General features: G+C 40.0%; 13 protein-coding genes and 3 pseudogenes. 2 read left to right on the top strand and 14 right to left on the bottom strand.

Translation table 11 applies throughout. The features are described 5' to 3' along the window. Nucleotides 1-425 precede the first annotated feature (425 nt). From FTV12_RS07165 to FTV12_RS07180, 4 genes and pseudogenes are all read right to left on the bottom strand, one after another. Nucleotides 426-1097, bottom strand: a complete 672-nt coding sequence (locus tag FTV12_RS07165; RefSeq protein ID WP_179989177.1) for a DUF4145 domain-containing protein — start codon at nt 1095-1097, stop codon at nt 426-428. Between the two features lie 173 nt (nt 1098-1270). Further along, a pseudogene (locus FTV12_RS07170) lies at nt 1271-1675 on the bottom strand (HlyD family efflux transporter periplasmic adaptor subunit); the annotation flags it as partial. Between the two features lie 13 nt (nt 1676-1688). Further along, nucleotides 1689-2709, bottom strand: a pseudogene (istA, locus tag FTV12_RS07175) (IS21 family transposase). Between the two features lie 209 nt (nt 2710-2918). Then, entirely contained in the window at nt 2919-3218 is a 300-nt protein-coding gene (locus FTV12_RS07180) for a hypothetical protein (protein ID WP_179989178.1), read from the bottom strand. Nucleotides 3219-3374: 156 nt separating this feature from the next. On the opposite strand from FTV12_RS07180, the gene FTV12_RS07185 reads away from it, so the two are divergent. After that, nucleotides 3375-4709: an ISNCY family transposase gene (locus tag FTV12_RS07185; RefSeq protein ID WP_103254392.1), complete on the top strand. Its 1335-nt coding sequence runs from the start codon at nt 3375-3377 to the stop codon at nt 4707-4709. A gap of 354 nt (nt 4710-5063) precedes the next feature. Here FTV12_RS07185 and FTV12_RS07190 read toward each other — a convergent pair. Together FTV12_RS07190 and FTV12_RS07195 are read right to left on the bottom strand one after the other, a co-directional pair. Beyond that, a protein-coding gene (locus tag FTV12_RS07190; protein WP_154320140.1) for an IS3 family transposase occupies nt 5064-6223 on the bottom strand; the annotation gives its coding sequence in 2 pieces (ribosomal slippage) (nt 5064-5989 and nt 5989-6223; 1161 coding nt in all). Nucleotides 6224-6246: 23 nt separating this feature from the next. Then, nucleotides 6247-6693 carry a Wadjet anti-phage system protein JetD domain-containing protein gene (locus FTV12_RS07195; protein ID WP_228291712.1) on the bottom strand — a complete coding sequence of 149 codons (447 nt, stop codon included), beginning with the start codon at nt 6691-6693 and terminating at the stop codon, nt 6247-6249. A 31-nt stretch (nt 6694-6724) separates the two neighbouring features. Here FTV12_RS07195 and FTV12_RS07200 point away from each other — a divergent pair. Further along, a pseudogene (locus FTV12_RS07200) lies at nt 6725-7033 on the top strand (transposase); the annotation flags it as partial. A gap of 49 nt (nt 7034-7082) precedes the next feature. Here FTV12_RS07200 and FTV12_RS07205 read toward each other — a convergent pair. The 8 genes from FTV12_RS07205 to FTV12_RS07240 all read right to left on the bottom strand — a co-directional run bounded on the left by FTV12_RS07205 (nt 7083) and on the right by FTV12_RS07240 (nt 16702). Further along, nucleotides 7083-7607 (bottom strand): hypothetical protein, encoded by a 525-nt coding sequence (locus FTV12_RS07205; RefSeq protein WP_154320138.1) that lies wholly within the window; start codon nt 7605-7607, stop codon nt 7083-7085. Nucleotides 7608-8101: 494 nt separating this feature from the next. Then, the gene (locus tag FTV12_RS07210) at nt 8102-11341 is read right to left on the bottom strand and encodes a type I restriction endonuclease subunit R (protein ID WP_218944576.1); all 3240 of its coding nucleotides are present in this window, start codon (nt 11339-11341) and stop codon (nt 8102-8104) included. Nucleotides 11342-11425: 84 nt separating this feature from the next. Continuing rightward, nucleotides 11426-11890, bottom strand: a complete 465-nt coding sequence (locus FTV12_RS07215; protein WP_257218586.1) for a hypothetical protein — start codon at nt 11888-11890, stop codon at nt 11426-11428. A 40-nt stretch (nt 11891-11930) separates the two neighbouring features. Continuing rightward, nucleotides 11931-12464 carry a DUF2939 domain-containing protein gene (locus tag FTV12_RS07220; RefSeq protein WP_167846516.1) on the bottom strand — a complete coding sequence of 178 codons (534 nt, stop codon included), beginning with the start codon at nt 12462-12464 and terminating at the stop codon, nt 11931-11933. 55 nt (nt 12465-12519) lie between these two features. Beyond that, on the bottom strand, nt 12520-13635 hold the full coding sequence (locus FTV12_RS07225; RefSeq protein WP_104915058.1) for a restriction endonuclease subunit S: 1116 nt from the start codon (nt 13633-13635) through the stop codon (nt 12520-12522). Further along, on the bottom strand, nt 13632-15179 hold the full coding sequence (locus tag FTV12_RS07230; RefSeq protein ID WP_154320136.1) for a class I SAM-dependent DNA methyltransferase: 1548 nt from the start codon (nt 15177-15179) through the stop codon (nt 13632-13634). Before FTV12_RS07230 ends, FTV12_RS07225 begins: the two co-directional genes overlap by 4 nt. Before the next feature lie 227 nt (nt 15180-15406). After that, entirely contained in the window at nt 15407-15685 is a 279-nt protein-coding gene (locus FTV12_RS07235) for a hypothetical protein (RefSeq protein WP_070153138.1), read from the bottom strand. Nucleotides 15686-15790: 105 nt separating this feature from the next. After that, on the bottom strand, nt 15791-16702 hold the full coding sequence (locus FTV12_RS07240) for a ParB/RepB/Spo0J family partition protein (RefSeq protein WP_070153141.1): 912 nt from the start codon (nt 16700-16702) through the stop codon (nt 15791-15793). Nucleotides 16703-16706: the final 4 nt, after the last annotated feature.

Genomic DNA, 16706 nt, shown 5'->3' on the forward strand with positions numbered 1-16706 from the left:
TAAGTTCTTTATCCGACATAGACACCAACATATCAAACCGTCCGCTAAGAAAATTGCAACAGCGCATATTCTAAAAGCGGACATTTTTACTTTGGAGAAACCGGACATTTCTATTTTGGAGTTACAAAAGCATTTCGTATAATATTGATTATGTTAAATAGGATATCTAAACACAGCACCCTACAATAATATCGTTGGTGCTGCACTTGACGGTTGCAATAATAAATTATCTTACCGTCAAGTGTATCCCAAGTAACATAACATAAGTTATGCGGAAATCAGACCGCTACTCGACTTGCGTATCAGTCAAACCTACGCAAGTCTGCGTGGCTATGATTTCAATATCTGGAAAATAGATACTCTATTAGTCTCAAATTTGGAACTAGAGTCCACCATTAGATAACGTGGACTCTTTTTTTGTTGTATTAAGAAGCATATTCAAGTAAGAATCTTTCAACATCTCGGATCATATTCTGTACATCGTTATCATTAAATTCCTCAATCTCCCCATGAGCAGCTTTATTTCTTATATGTGCCAAAGTTAAAACTTGCTTATGTTGAAGAGCACTATAGATATTAGCATTTTTTAATTCAGAATTAAGAGCATCAAGTTTTTTAGGTTTAGTAGTACCTTCTTGGCAAATATCAATTCCGTTATTTTTAGCTAATTCTTTAATTGCTGTTTCTAAAACTACACCAGCAGTGACAGCAGAAGCTACTTTATAACCTGAATCAAGGAAATGCTGTGCTTGATCCAACTCACTATCAAAAACCTCTGACTGAATTAGTTTTTTGATTGTGATTAGAAAACCATTTTTTAAATCATCTTCTGCCGCTCTTAAAATTGGAATCACGCGATTTAATATTGCTTTTCTTGTATCCCCCATTCCTGCTTTAAGATTTTTATCAAACTGAGACAAATAATGTGACTTTTCACCACAAGTAATGCTTAATATATTTTTAGATTTCATTTGCCATTCGATAAAAGCTGATTGTAATTCAGGATTATAACCAGATCCAGCGGCTTCACATTTTTGATAGATTGAATCACCTTCTTCTATTAGTGAAGAAAATCGATCTAGTATTTTTTGGGTCATATTTATTCTCAAGTATTAGGTCATTCTGAAGTCGCATAACTTCATTTTATGTTAAATAAGATATCTGAAGATAGCACCCTGCATCGAGCTATGCGGTATTGATAAATATTCAATAAAGTGGAACGTTTTTTTAAAGAACGTTCCACTCAAAGAGTGTGGGGTTCAGCGGACGCTTACCTTTCTCTTAAAGCCTCTTGCGCTTTATTAAATGGTTTTATTAGATAATCTAAGATCGTTTTCTCCCCTGTTTTAATATCGACTGTTGCAACCATGCCAGGAGTAATACTGAATTGTTTGCCTGCTTTATTCATCAATTTTCCTGAATCCGTTCGAATATACACTCGATAATAAAATTGATCTTGCTTAACTTCATCTCTCAAGGTGTCTGGAGAAATAATAGAAACTTTTCCTTTCAACCCACCATAAATAGAATAATCATACGCGGTGATCTTCACCAGTGCATCTTGCCCAGGATGAATAAAAGCAATATCTCGCGGTGAAATACGTGCCTCAACCAAAAGTTGTTCATCCAGCGGAACAATTGTCATCAACTTGCCATTTTGAGAAATCACTCCGCCAATTGCAGATTCATCAGGAAACTCCCAGCAACTGGTCATATACTGATAATGGATGCTGCAAACTCTCGTAGGGCATCACATGCGGTGCCGCTGTAACAGGCACAATGCTGGAAACCGTATTTGATTGCGGTAATGGCGCGAATCTTTGCTGCTCTTGCTGCAGTCGAACAGCTGGTTTTTCTTGCGTGGTTGCATGAATCCGCTGATTGGCGGTTTCATGCAACCACCGACCAATGTGGGCATTAGCAACATCAACATCCAACAATAAGCCTGAAGTCTTAAGGCTTGCTTTCAATTGCACAATAAAGCTTGATTTGAGATATCCATTAAAGCGTTCAACTTTGCCTTTGGTCTGTGCGCGGTAGGGTTTACATACGCGGGAGGCGAAAGCCATATTTCTTGGCACAATCGAGCAGTTTGGGGTTCCATTTGTGCTGCCCCTCCTGATAGGCATCCCGTTCAATCATGATCGTTTTAGCGTTATCAAACAGGATTTCCTGAGGTACGCCCCCAAAGAACTGAAATGCATTTTCCAGACCATCGATCCATGCATCCGTCCGTTCATGATCATAAAATTTCACGAAGGTTGCTCTGGAATAACCTAATGTGGCCACAAAGGCTTTCAAAGTCGTATGGTGACGTCGAATCGTGGTGAAATCAACCTGCATTTGTTGACCAGGTTGGGTTTCAAAACGAATGACGGGTTCTGATTTGGCAACGGGTTTTAATGTTGCAAGATATTCCCTCAATATCCTGATCTTTCCTGGATATCCAAACCCTAAAATCTGCTTATAGAGCACAACGGCAGGAATCCATTCAGGATGAGCTGCATTTACACGTTCAAGCAAATAGGGTTTATATGGATCAAGAATACTTATTCTAGGTTGTGTACGCCGATACTGAGGTGTGGTGTTTTGCCGTAAATATTTACGTACGGTATTCCTGGATACCCCAAGTTCACGACTAATGGCTTTAATGGATTTACCTTGTTGATGAAGAATTTGGATGGTCACTGCTTGCTCCAAAGTTAACATGTTGAGCAGTCCAAAAAGACCGCTATATTAACCAAGGGGGTCAGTTTTAAAATGCCGTTAGAGGGTTATTTTTACACTGCTGCTAACACTTGTTATATTTATGGGACAGCAGTGGCCTTAAGCTCCCATTTTTACTGTATTTTTTTGAAATTTCGTATAACCACCATTATGTTAAATGGTAGGGGATTCTAAGTACGAGATTAGAAAATTTAGTCTTTAAGAGGAGAAATTTGTTCTAGCTTATCTTCAGGATTATTTTCTCTAATATGTATAATTCGATCATAATTTTCTACTCCTCGTAAGTGAGGTGGTGCAAATGCTGGATACTTGTTGAAAAAGTGCATTTTAATATTTAGTGCATGGTCTAAAATAAAAGCGCATTCAATTCCATAGTACTTATCATTAATAAAAAAATTGTCTGTAGTTTCTATTAGTTCTTGGATAGCTAAATCCAATTTTTGAATTTTTTCATTAATATCTTTAGTTTTATCTTCTATCTTTTTGTCCATTGGTATCACCTATAGAATTAAGTTCCCCTAAAATTAACATAATACACCTTATACGAAATCGAAATGTTAGAACCCATTTAAAGTGTCTGTATTCTCACCAATAAAAATGTCTAGTTTATGATGATTTAACCATCATGGACTGGATATGAAATATAGATGCTGATCACTATGTCTGACAAAGAAATTCAACGTCTTGCGGTTCTGCAAGACGTTCGAGATCATCGTATTACCCAAGTCCGTGCTGCTGAAATCCTGAATCTTTCCACCCGTCAAATTACCCGGTTATTGCAGAAGCTCAATCAAGATGGTGTTTCAGGTCTGGCTCATGCCAGTCGTGGTCAACCTGGCCATCGTCGCCATGATGACTTGTTAAAAGCAAAGTGCCTTTCCATTATTTCTGAACATCTGCTGGGCTTTGGGCCCACCTTGGCGCATGAGAAGCTCAGCAGCATGTTTGAGCTGAATATTCCTGTGGAAACAGTTCGTCGCTGGATGACTGCCAATGAGCTCTGGATTCCGCGATCCAAGCGTCTGAAACGTCCATATCAGCCTAGATATAACCGTGATTGCTTCGGTGAACTGATCCAGATTGATGGCTCCTATCATGACTGGTTTGAAGGACGATCCGCCAAATGCTGTTTGCTGGTTTATATCGATGACGCCACTGGAAAGCTGTTGCATCTGCGCTTTTGTGAGGCTGAAACGACCTTCGACTATATGCTTTCCACGAGAGCCTACATTAAGCAATATGGCAAGCCTTTGGCCTTTTATAGCGATAAACACTCAGTATTCCGAGTGAATCAGAAATCGAGCCAAGACAGCAAGATCACGCAATTTGGGCGGATTCTGAATGAGTTAAACATCGATATTATTTTTGCCAACTCACCACAGGCCAAAGGACGTGTGGAACGTGCTAACAGGACACTTCAGGATCGTCTGATCAAAGAGATGCGTCTGGAAGGCATCAGTTCGATTGCTGAAGCCAATGCTTGGCTACCCTGCTTCATTGAGCAGTTCAATCAGAAGTTCGCCAAGTGTGCGCGTAACTCAAAGAATTTACATCGACCATTAACCGAATCTGATCTTGAACTGGATGATATTTTTACCTGGCAGGAACCACGTAAGGTCACCAAGAATCTAACCCTGACGTATGACAAATGTATTTATATGCTTGAACCGACTGAATTGAACCAGAAATTAGTTGGACAATACATTTCATTTCTGGAGTACCCGGATGGCACTGTTGCGATCATGTATGAAGGACGGAAGATCAACTACAGTATCTTCAATAAACTGACTGGACTGCAGCAGAATGAAGTGGTTGAGAATAAACGGTTAGGCGCAGTTCTGGCCCATATCCAACAACAGCATGAAGAGTTGGAAAAACAGAATAAACGTTCCCGTGCCAAGAAAAGTATGCCGAGTCGTAAAGCTCAGAAAGCTAGCAATGAACAAAGAAATTTAAATCCTGTTCTTGACTCTTGCAGTTAAAAACAGGACATTTTAAATGGTTTATCGCATAGACATTTTAATTGGTGAATAACACACAAAAATCAAAAATGGGAGCCTTAAGCTCGCATTTTTATTGTATTTTTTTGAAAATTTCGTATAACGCCCATTATGTTAAATAGAATAGAATTTGAACGATAAAAAATTAACAGTCATACATTATCATTAACAAATAATAGGGGACATTTTTTATGGGTGATAAATTGAAAGAAATACCAGCACTTACTGGGTGTTTTATTGCGGGTACTCTAGTGCGTGTACAGAGGGATCTAAATTTACCACGGAGAATTTGGAAAAAAATCGAAGATATACAGGTAGGTGATCTAGTTTTTGATCCTAGACAGTATCGTGGACAACAAATCCCTCTAAATTCTTGAAATATTTCTGTTCAAAGGCTTCTGGGCTTAAACAGCCGTTTGCAGAATGTCTTCTGATTCGATTGTAATAAATCTCAATATAGTCAAACAAGACAGCATTCGCTTCTTTTCGAGTGGCAAATACACTGCCATGGACCACATGAACTTTCAATGTATGAAAGAAGCTTTCGGTCACTGCATTATCCCAGCAGTTTCCCCTGCGTGACATACTTTGAACGCAGTTATTCGTCAATAATAGCGCCCTAAAATCACGACTACAGTACTGTGAGCCTTGGTCCGAATGTACCATGACACCCATTGGATACCCCTGACGAGCCATTGCATAATGAAACGCATCACATACCAATTGACGGTCTATTCGATAGCTGGTTTGCCAACCGACAATACGACGGCTGAATAGATCCAGCATCACACATAAATACAGCCAACCTTGCTTAGTACGGATATAGGTAATATCTGTTGTCCAGATCTTATTGGGTTCATTGACCGTAAATTGACGATCTAACAAGTTAGGTGCTGTAGGCAAACGATGGTTTGAATCAGTCGTATGCTTGTATTTACGTGCAATCCTGCTACGTAAACCAAGCTTTTTAAGCATTCTTCCAACGGTTCGTTCGCTCATGCTGTAACCTAAATCATGCATGTCATGTACCAATGAAGGTGCACCCAATCGTGCATGATGCTGCCAATATACGGCTTTTAAATCATTATATTTCTGCGCTAGATTGGTCTGGCGCTTTCGCCAGGCATAATAGCCTGAAGTGCTGACACCCAGGCATTTACAGACAGAAGATACAGTGACTTCATTCACATCCAGATCTTGAATTACCGTGTACTTTTCTTGGCATGATCTGTCAGAAAGTACACATGCGCTTTTTTTAAGATGTCATTGACTTCCCTAAGCTGTTTGACTTCTTTCTCTAATTCCAATATCCGCTGTTGTTCTGGTGAAAGTTGACGTTTGCTTGAACCCACTGGATTGGCTTCACGAATCCATTTGTCTAAAGTTGAATAACCCACACCTAATTTCTGGGCGATTGCAGCTGTAGGCTCGTGTGAGTTTGAAAGTGCATAATCAATTGCTTGCTGTTTAAATTTGGGATTAAAACGTTTGGCCATTTCTTGGATCTCCAAAGTTAACGTTACGTTATCTTTAGAGGGAAGTACTGTCCATTATTTTGGCTAGGATCAACATGATGAAATAGCTCTCTTAAAATCAAAGGTTCAGCTTGATCAAATGCAATATCCCTAGTCTGAACGATCTGCTTCAAGAATTTATTCACATTGTTGTCGATATGAGTGACTGTGATCTCCTGCCAGATACTAGGCACAATCAGGGCTAAAGGACGTATTTTATAAAAATGAGAGGCAATATTAATCCCATACGGATCAAGATCACCATAAAATGCCAACAAGCAGTTATCCGATACTTGTTCTAATAATTTAACTACTGTTTTAATGTTGGCCCCATGCCCACGATAGACAAACAGGCTCGACTGCCACTCAAGAGGCAACTGCATATACCAATCAAATACCCTATTCATCATGGCACCATTTTCAATAATAATGATGCGCTGTATCGATTGTATGTCATCCCTGGATGAATTTGGTCAAAAGTGAGACGATAAATATCCTCAAATCAGTAAATCATGGCTTGCCAACTGGTCGAATCTCAACACGTTCTTTGCCTATCCAATGGACATTCGCAAGGCGATTTATACCACCAATGCAATTGAATCCTTGAACAGTGTCATTCGCCATGCCACCAAGAAAAGAAAAATCTTCCCAACCGATGAATCTGTGAAAAAAGTGGTATATTTAGCGATTATGGCAGCAAGCAAAAAATGGACGATGCCCATTCAGAATTGGAAAGCTGCCATGAATCGTTTTAGTATCATGTTTGATGAACGTGTAACCAAGTATTTTTAAAACCACATTTACACAGAATTATTTACACCCTCATTAAATAGTGTAATTATCAGTAGATACCAAATTTACAATCTTCAATGGCTTGCATTTTTTTAGTAGTTGACTCAGCCAACGTTTTACGTTGCTCTTGAATTGCAGGGTCACGAGTAAAAATAGGTAGTTCTTTAACTTTAGTCCGATATTCTGTTTCAATTTCATGACACACTTTAATATTTTCTATTGTTTTATTGACAAAATTTTCATCTACTTTTTTGTACTGATTTTTAGAAATACGTAATGTTTGACCATCATCAGATAAATGTAAGGGCATAGCAGCTAAACCATTATTAACCGCTAAAGTATCATCTTTTTTTTCCAATACGAGAGAACTTCCCTCTTTACCATTCACCACATTACTACGAGCAACCACATTTTCTTTAAGAATATAACTATCTTTACCCTCTTTAAAAATTTGCATAATGCGCTTTCCTTGCACATTTTCTAATTGCCAGTAGCCAACCATTTTGTCATGTTTATTACCACAAGCTGATAAAAAAACCGTCGACATTGATAATAAGATTACTAACTTTTTCATAAGTAAACCTCTGAAAATAATAAAGATTCTTCTAAGCACAACTTTTTATAACTATCACTAGTCGTTTTTAGGTTAAACTGAAATATATCAAAAAATAAATAAAATACATACATTTATTTTTAATTGAATTATTTCAAGTGGAAACTACACCCCAAATTTGCTAAATAGGTTTTCCAGCGTTTCAGTTATACAATGTTTTATGAGATCTGGACTAAATTCAACAGCATCATGAAAAGTTAGAACAACAAAATATCCGAAACTATTCCCAAAAGATGTCAAACAGGAAGCCCATTTGAAACTTTACTTAATGGAAAACGAATTTGGGCTGATAAGAATTTAGCCCAAATTTAACCTGACAGGCACAATAAAAAACGGGGAACTGTCAGATCAGTTTTGAGCTAGTATAAGTGAAGGGTTGTCCTTGTTAGCAGCAGTGTAAAAATGCCCCCTTGGTTATGGTTAATATAGCGGTCTTTTTGAACACTATCTGTACCCTATTCTTTTGAACTGGAAAGCTCTTCAGCCAACTGCTCAGCCTGTTCCAATACAGTTTCTGTAGCCAATAAAGCCATATCAGGTGGATAGCCATACTTCTTCAGCAATCTCTTCACGATGACTCTTAACTTTGCTCTAGCAGCTTCCTTGATCGTCCAATCCAAAGTCACATTCTTACGAATAGAATCAGTGAGTACGACTGCAAGTTCTCTCAATATGTCTTTCTGCATCAATTCTCGAGCACTGTCATTGTCTGCTACTGCTGAGTAGAACGCATATTCGTATTCAGTCAGGTTGAGTTCTTCAGCCAGTTTGTCTGACTCCTGAATTGTCTTAGCTAACTTGATCAGTTCATCAATGACTTCTGCTGCAGTAAGTACCTTGTTCTGATAACCCTTAATTGCTGAACTCAACATATCCATGAGCTTCTTACCTTGGGTGACACTGCGTTGCTCTCGTACCTTAATCTCATCACCAAGTAACTTCTTAAGTGTTTCAAGCGCAATGTTCTTATGCTTATAGTCTTTCATCTCCTGCATAAACTCATCAGAGAGAATCGAGATATCTGGTTTCTGAATCCCTGCAGCATCGAAGATATCTACCACTTGCTCTGTGACTAGAGCTTGGTCAATGGTTTGCTTTACCTTGGCTTCAAGCTCAGCATTACTTAAGCCAGAAATCTTGCCTGTACCATCACTAAACTTAGCAAGACGTGCTTTGACTGCTTGGAAGAATGCCACCACTGGTGCAGCTTCCATAGCATGTGGATGAGGTACAGCTAATGCGAATGCCTGTGACATCGCTGTGACTGCTGTCAGGAAGCGAGTCTTCCCTTCTCCTTGATCTACACCAAGGATATGCTCTTCCGCTTCTAAAATGATGTTGAGCTTACGAGAAGTATCTGCAGTGAAGTACTCTTGGTAGTTGAAGCCATGCAAAATGCCATCAAGCACTTCTAGCTTTTCTTGCAGGATCGTTGCAGCTTCATCCTGCACCAATGCAGGATCACCTTTACCACCTGCTTCTGAGTAAAACGATAAGGCTTCTTTCAAGTCAGATGCGATACCAAGATAGTCCACAACCAAGCCACCAGCCTTGTCTTTGTAGACACGGTTGACTCGTGCAATCGCTTGCATGAGGTTGTGACCTTTCATTGGTTTGTCGATGTAAAGGGTGTGCATACTTGGGGCATCGAAACCAGTCAGCCACATATCACGAACAATAACGAGTTTGAGCTTATCATCATTGTCTTTCATACGATCTGCTAAGCGTTGGCGCTGTTGCTTGGTAGTGTGATGTTTAGCAATCACCTCACCATCTGAAGCTGAGGCAGTCATCACAACTTTGATTACACCATCATTCAGATCATCACTGTGCCACTCTGGTTTGATCTTTACAATCTCGTTGTAAAGGTCTACAGCGATCCTGCGAGACATGCTGACGATCATGCCTTTGCCTTGGTTTGCATTGGCTTTAAGACGCTGCTCAAAGTGTTCTACGATGTCCTTTGCAATGGCTTTGATACGTTCTTTACTGCCGATCAAACCTTCGACTCTTGCCCACTTCGCACGTTCTTTTTGAGTTTGGTTTAAGTCATCTTCAGTAAACTGGTCATCAAAGTCTTCAATCAGCTCTTTGCCTTCCTCACTGATGGCAATCTTAGCTAGGCGGCTTTCATAGAAGATACGAACAGTTGCACCATCCTCCACTGCTTGCGAGATGTCATAGATATCTACATAGTTCCCGAAGACTGCAGGTGTGTTTACATCCGTCTTCTCAATTGGTGTTCCTGTGAAACCAAGGTAAGTAGCATTAGGAAGTGCATCACGCATGTACTTGGCAAAACCATAGACAGTACGTTTACCGACAACCTTGCCATCTTCATCTTTGACATCGACTTCCTTGGCATTAAAGCCATACTGAGAACGATGTGCTTCATCTGCAATCACGACAATGTTGGTTCGGTCTGACAGTTGCTCGTAGACGCTAGTGCCATCATCCGGTTGGAACTTTTGGATGGTGGTGAAGATCACGCCACCTGAACCCACCTTGAGTAACTCTTTGAGTTCTTCTCGGCTGTCTGCTTGTCGTGGTGTTTGTCTAAGGAGTTGGCTTGATGCAGCGAATGTACCAAAGAGCTGATCATCTAGATCATTACGATCTGTGATCACAACGACTGTTGGATTATCCAAAGCCAAGACAATCTTGCCTGTGTAGAAAACCATAGACAAAGACTTACCTGAGCCTTGGGTATGCCATACCACACCGGCTTTCTTGTCACCGACTGCTTGTTGCTGTACCAATTCGAGCTTACTTCTACCTTGATGTTGCATGGCAACTTCTGCTGATTTCGAGTCCGAGTTCACTGCAGACGCACGAATAGTCGAGAGGACTGCTGCATTCACTGCATAGTACTGATGATATGCAGCCATCTTCTTGATGGTCTTAATGGTGATTAAGCCATTGGTATCCTCGTGCTTCGTTGATTCATAGACAATGAAGTGTCGAATCATGTCGAGTAGTGTGACTGGATTCAGTAAACCATGAATCAGGACTTCTAGCTGTGCTTGTGTCTTCTTGGCTTTGGTTTGACCATTGTTTGTCTTCCACGCCATGTAGCGACTGTAGTCTGCTGAGACAGTACCTGCTTTCGCCTCTAAACCATCAGAGATGACGTTGAAAGCATTGTAGGTAAACAAGCTAGGGATTTGGCTTTGATAGGTCTGTATTTGCTTGTATGCGCCTTCTACAGTGGCATTCTCGTCTGTTGCATTCTTGAGTTCAATGACCACCAAGGGTAAGCCATTCACATACAAGATAATGTCTGGTCGTCTTGTCCAGCGATCTTCTTTGATGGTTACTTGATTGACGACAAGGAATTCGTTATTGGTTGGATTCTCAAAGTCAATCAACCAAGCATACTCACCTTGAGTGTTACCCTCTTTGCTCACCTCAATGTTAATGCCCTCAGTGAGCAGTCGGTGGAATGCTTGGTTATTACTGAGTAGATCAGGGGATTGAATATTGGTGACTTGCTTTAGTGCTTCAGTACATTTGTCTTGGCTTAAATGAGGATTTAAGCGTTGTAATGCATCAAGCACTTTGTCTTCCAAGATGACCTGCTTATAGCTTCGTAGAGGGTTAGTGCCCTTCGATTCAATCTCAGGTCCATACACATAGGTATAGCCCAATCCCTCTAGTTGCTCTATCGCCATCAGCTCAATGTCTGATTCGGTCATCTTAGTCACTTGATTATTTCCCCCTAAACTTATCCATATAACCTGGACTCATTAATTTTTTATATGATGTAAAGCTAAGAAACCTTATTCATCGTCCTGCACGTTATAGCCATACTTCTGCACAGCATTCTCAATAGCGCCCTCAAACTTATGGCAAACATATAGATAGAGTTCAGCATCTACCATCAGTACTCCAGGAACACCTAAACCATCATTGAGTGGAATCAGAGTCTTTTGTGAACCAATCTGAACTGTTGGTCGTTGGTATGAGCAATTCACAGTGACTTTATGTGGCGATCTATTCCAGTCAATTTTCTTGGCTTCCCACTCACGACTACCGCCCAGCAAGGTGACTTGAATCTTGGATTCAGTCGCTGTCTTATTCAGTTGTTTGTAAGAGACAAACTTGGCGACTGAACAAGGAGAGTGATAACAGGTTTCTATGACTTTACCTTTTTGTATGCCGCTATGATTGAATTTAGCCGGTGCTGCTTGAACGGTTGCAGCAAAGCTAACTACAGCAATCAAGCCAAATCCCATTTGAATCATGCGCTTTATCATTCTGTTTTTCCTCTTTGTTCTCTTTTACTTAATCCATCGGCACAGCGATCTTATTCACTTTCCAACTCAAACCATCACGAACCATTTTGACAGTGACGGCTTTGGAATCATTTGGATGTTGGATCACAACCTCAAAGTCACTGAATGAGGTATAGCGAGTTTTGTACTCTGCTTGATCTTCTTCTTTGGTTTCTGTTGTTGATGCTCCCTGTGATGAATGTGCTGCATCTTTAAGGTCTTTGCCTTGCATCATCATGGTCATCCCTTCAGGTGTGACAAAACCATCAATCATCTTGTCTACCATGGTAGATGCAAGCATGGCACCTAGTGCTGCGAAACCATCATCTTTATGGGTTGCCATCTCTTTCATCATCATGGCATTCATTTGATCTTTGAAGCTCTGACGCACACTTGGATAGTCGATGTACTTGGACACCTTTTCGCTATCACCTACTTGTGCAGCATTCTTGATGTTATTGATGGCAATGTATGGCGAAGCATACAAGTAGCCACAGATCACTACGACTAAGGCAATGATTGCCCCTATAATTTTTTTATTCAATTCAGCCCCCTGAATGTAAAAAAGGTGAAGCCATCAAATGACTTCACCTCAAATGTTATGCAACTTCTTCTGTTTGGTATTGGACTCTGACTTCGCCGCTCATCAGCTTAGGAAGCAAGGTATCTCGTAGTTGTTCAAGTGTTTGGATTTGCTTCTTGTTAGATGAAACCTTTTGCATCGAAGGAGTAATCAACAGCGAATACTCTTCAAGGTAGTCTAAACTTGGAGTCTTAAAAGAGATATTTAACATATCTTCTGGCTTAACCCTTTGATGACTGCCACTGGTTCCCGAAGCACTCATTGCTAATTCATCAATAACATCTCTTGAATTGAATAAGCTATACAAGAACATTAAATGAGATCCTACTTTAGGCTTCAAATTCTGAAACTCTGTTGAACATACATAATTATCTTTGACATCAGTTAATAACCATATACGAGGCACTCTTGGATTCAGCTTTGAGACTAAAATTGAGTTCTCACATACTCTGTACTTATTACTCAGAATTTCCGCACCCAATTCAATAGTAGGCTTTTCTCCTGAATCAAAAGCAGGCAAACTAAAATGATAGTATGTCTTAAGAGGATCTTTTGATGGGTTCACATTGTCTTTGATATGAGTAGCTATATCACTTACTAGTAAATCATCCCAATCCTCTTTCGCTTCCTCAATAAACCATTGACGAAACAGTGTTTCAGCCATGGCTTCCAAAGTCTTGTTCTGACAGTGCAGTAAGTCGATCTTGTCATCTAATGATGAAAGGATTGAGGCTATGGCTTTTTGTTCAGGGAGAGACGGAAAGCATATCTCTTCTTGATGAACATCATTACGGTTAACTCCAGGCACCGCACTTTTGTCACTAAATTTTTCCCAATCCAATGTTTGCAAAAAGTAGTAGATGAACTTTTTGTCATTCCCCTTAAAGTCGTTTACATAAAGAGATGTGTTTAATGGCCAAAATGGTACATCACTGAAAAAAACTGAACCAATGGTTCCATATCGGCCCGTCACAACACCTGATTCATTTACTTTGGCTTCATTATGAAAATCAGCAAAACCTGAAGAAGCAATGATGGGAACACTACCAGAAACACGAGATTGCTTTGGTAAGTCATAACCACGTTTTAGGGTAAAGAAGCTATCTAATCGCCCAACCTGCCACTCACTCATACAACCACCTTTGCTAAGTTCTCAGCAATGGCTTGGTTTAGCTTGGCTTCCTCAGCAAGCTGTGCTTCAAACTCTGCCTTTAAGCTTGTAAAGCGTACCTTGAAGTCGAACTCATCTTCATCATCAGCTAAACCAACATAACGACCTGGCGTCAGTACATAATCAAGCTCAGCGACTTTCTCAAGTGGTACAGATGCACAGAAGCCTGCAACATCCTCATACTCACCACCCTTGTTACGCCAATTGTGGTAAGTGTCTGTGATGAGCTTAATATCTTCATCAGACAAGACTTTGGTTCTGCGGTTAATCAGATGACCTAGGTTACGAGCATCAATGAACAGAATCTCATTGCTACGATCTTGGTATTGGCTTGAGTTAACACGGTCACGACGCATAAACCATAAAGCAGCAGGAATCTGTGTGTTCAGGAACAGCTTGGCAGGTAGGTTCACAATACAGTCGATGACATTGGCTTCTGAAACCAAGGCTTTACGAATCTCACCTTCACCACTGGTCTTAGAGGTTAATGCACCTTTAGCAAGCACAACGCCTGCCTGACCTTTAGGACTCATGTGATACAAGAAGTGTTGCATCCATGCGAAGTTCGCATTGCCTGCAGGTGGTGTACCTAGAGACCAACGAGCATCACCCACTAACTGCTCACCGCTCCAATCAGAGACGTTGAATGGTGGATTAGCAATGATGTAATCCGCTTTCAGGTCTTTGTGTGCATCATTCAGGAATGAACCCTCAGAGTTCCATTTCACATGCTCTGAGTTAATGCCACGAATGGCTAAGTTCATCTTGGCCAAACGCCAAGTTGTCTGGTTACTTTCTTGACCATAGATGGAGATGTCGTCCACTAAACCCTGATGCGATTCTACGAATTTCTCAGACTGTACGAACATACCACCTGAACCACAGCAAGGATCGAATACACGTCCTTTGTATGGCTCTAGCATTTCAACCAATAAGCTCACGATGGATTTAGGCGTGTAGAACTGCCCACCTTGCTTACCTTCAGCTAAAGCGAACTCACCTAGGAAGTACTCGAATACGTGTCCTAAAACGTCGGCAGAGCGATCTTTTGCATCACCTAGGGCAATGTTACCAATGAGGTCTATCAGCTCACCTAGGCTCGTAGGATCGAGATTTTGACGTGCATAGACTTTAGGTAGTACACCTTTGAGCTGAGGGTTCTCATTCTCAATGGCTTCCATTGCATCGTCTACAATCTTACCAATGGTGACTTGCTTTGCTTGGTTTAACAGGTATGACCAACGTGCGATCTCAGGAACGAAGAAGACGTTGTATGCAGTGTATTCATCACGATCTTCAGGATCAGCTCCTGCAAACTCTCCCTCACCTTCAACCAATAGGTTGTAGTGAGCTTCAAATGAGTCAGAGATGTACTTGAGGAAGATCAAACCAAGGACTACATGCTTGTACTCAGCAGCATCAATGTTCTTACGAAGTTTGTCTGCAGCTTTCCAAAGAATGACCTCAATGGGTTCTTGTTTGGTTTGCTTTGGAGTACGTGCCATGGAATTGTCCTGCAATGAATAGGTTATCTAGTTTTAGTTAAACCAATAGTACCCAATAATACGCTCGTGTGTAAGTATTGATACGTCATTTCTTGTCGTACAATTTAAGTATTAAAAAAGTGTAGCAAGTTGCTACACTTTTCAGACTAATCACAAACCCCACTTTAGCGATCGTTAAAGTGGGGGTATTTTCTAAACTTCTATCGCTTATTCATAGTGATTTATTTTTAAGCGTATTGATGGCTAAAAAATACAATAAAAATTAACTTCGATAAGTGCAAGGCGATTTTCTTCAAGTTTTGTGCTGTAACTGACAGTAAACATTGCTGCGTTACTTGCATAACAGAGACCCTGTAATTATTTTGCAACGGCAAAATTCGTTCAACAGTCTCCTTATCGGGACAATATAGATGCGCGACACGTTCATGAATGATATTGAGATCAATCGCTTTGTCTATTTTACGTATAAGATAATTTTTAGGAATAAACTCTTCTAGCGTAACCATATCAATTTCAGTTTGGGTGGTATAATTTTTCGCATGTGATAATTATAAAAAATTCTCACGTAAGTGTGAGAGTTTTATGAGCAAACTGAAAAGTGTAGCAAGTTGCTACACTTTTTCACTTTTCTGAATAAGCTGTTTTAAAAAATCTTCTAGTTGTAAAAGACTAGCTTCATCAATTTCTGAAATTTTAAGAGAGATATTGAGCTGTTTTTGATTCAGTTTGATATTTCCAGCAACCTTACCATCATATTCGATTTTTCTTACCACTGATGTCGTGGTTACTTTTTCTGGATCTTGACTCAATAGTTTTTCAGCATAAGAAGTAACTTTGCTTTGCTCCAGTTTTTTTTCTTTTAATTTCTCCCAAGCACCGAGTAAAGCTGTTTCCGCCTCCGAAAGTTGCTCTATATGATCCGATAAAAATTTCTTGAACGCTGTTGCAGCAGTACGACCGACTAGACCTGGCTCCAAATCCAGGTCATTCAACATTGCTTTAGGCAGCTTTTCATACGATAGATATTTGTACATATCTTCGCGATTTAAACCCAATGAATTAGCTAAACGTTGCTTGTTCTTCTTCAACTTTTCATCAAGTGAGTTCAAACCAATAAAAATTTCATAATCTGTCAGATCTTGACGCTTTAAATTTTCAGCTAGGGTTAACAAAGATGCTTCTTCATCATTAGCATCAATGATAATGGCTTCAATCACCGACTTGCCGAGTAATTGATGCGCCCGTAAGCGTCGCTCGCCTGCAATCAGTTCATATTTCAGATTATCAAGTTTACGCACTGTAATGGGCTGCAAAAGGCCGATTTCATTAATAGAATCCGCCAGTTCTTTTAATTGAGAATCTTCAAATACTTTACGCGGTTGGTTGGGACTGCGACTGATATCCTCAATAGGAACATTACGTCTAAATTCTTTTAGCTCTTTAATATTGTCTTTCTGTGCTTGCTGATGTTTTTCTGTATTTTGTTTCAATTTTTGAGCTAAAAGCTCTTTAGTGCTTGCCATAATA

The sequence above is a fragment of the Acinetobacter sp. YH12233 genome (genome assembly GCF_013417725.1).
Classification (GTDB): domain Bacteria; phylum Pseudomonadota; class Gammaproteobacteria; order Pseudomonadales; family Moraxellaceae; genus Acinetobacter.

Bases quoted from the DNA above. Each gene is read 5' to 3' on its own strand.
- FTV12_RS07165 (WP_179989177.1), bottom strand. From the start codon at position 1,097: ATGACCCAAAAAATACTAGATCGATTTTCTTCACTAATAGAAGAAGGT.
- FTV12_RS07180 (WP_179989178.1), bottom strand. From the start codon at position 3,218: ATGGACAAAAAGATAGAAGATAAAACTAAAGATATTAATGAAAAAATT.
- FTV12_RS07185 (WP_103254392.1), top strand. From the start codon at position 3,375: ATGCTGATCACTATGTCTGACAAAGAAATTCAACGTCTTGCGGTTCTG.
- FTV12_RS07205 (WP_154320138.1), bottom strand. From the start codon at position 7,607: ATGAAAAAGTTAGTAATCTTATTATCAATGTCGACGGTTTTTTTATCA.
- FTV12_RS07210 (WP_218944576.1), bottom strand. From the start codon at position 11,341: ATGACCGAATCAGACATTGAGCTGATGGCGATAGAGCAACTAGAGGGA.
- FTV12_RS07215 (WP_257218586.1), bottom strand. From the start codon at position 11,890: ATGATTCAAATGGGATTTGGCTTGATTGCTGTAGTTAGCTTTGCTGCA.
- FTV12_RS07225 (WP_104915058.1), bottom strand. From the start codon at position 13,635: ATGAGTGAGTGGCAGGTTGGGCGATTAGATAGCTTCTTTACCCTAAAA.
- FTV12_RS07230 (WP_154320136.1), bottom strand. From the start codon at position 15,179: ATGGCACGTACTCCAAAGCAAACCAAACAAGAACCCATTGAGGTCATT.
- FTV12_RS07235 (WP_070153138.1), bottom strand. From the start codon at position 15,685: ATGGTTACGCTAGAAGAGTTTATTCCTAAAAATTATCTTATACGTAAA.
- FTV12_RS07240 (WP_070153141.1), bottom strand. From the start codon at position 16,702: ATGGCAAGCACTAAAGAGCTTTTAGCTCAAAAATTGAAACAAAATACA.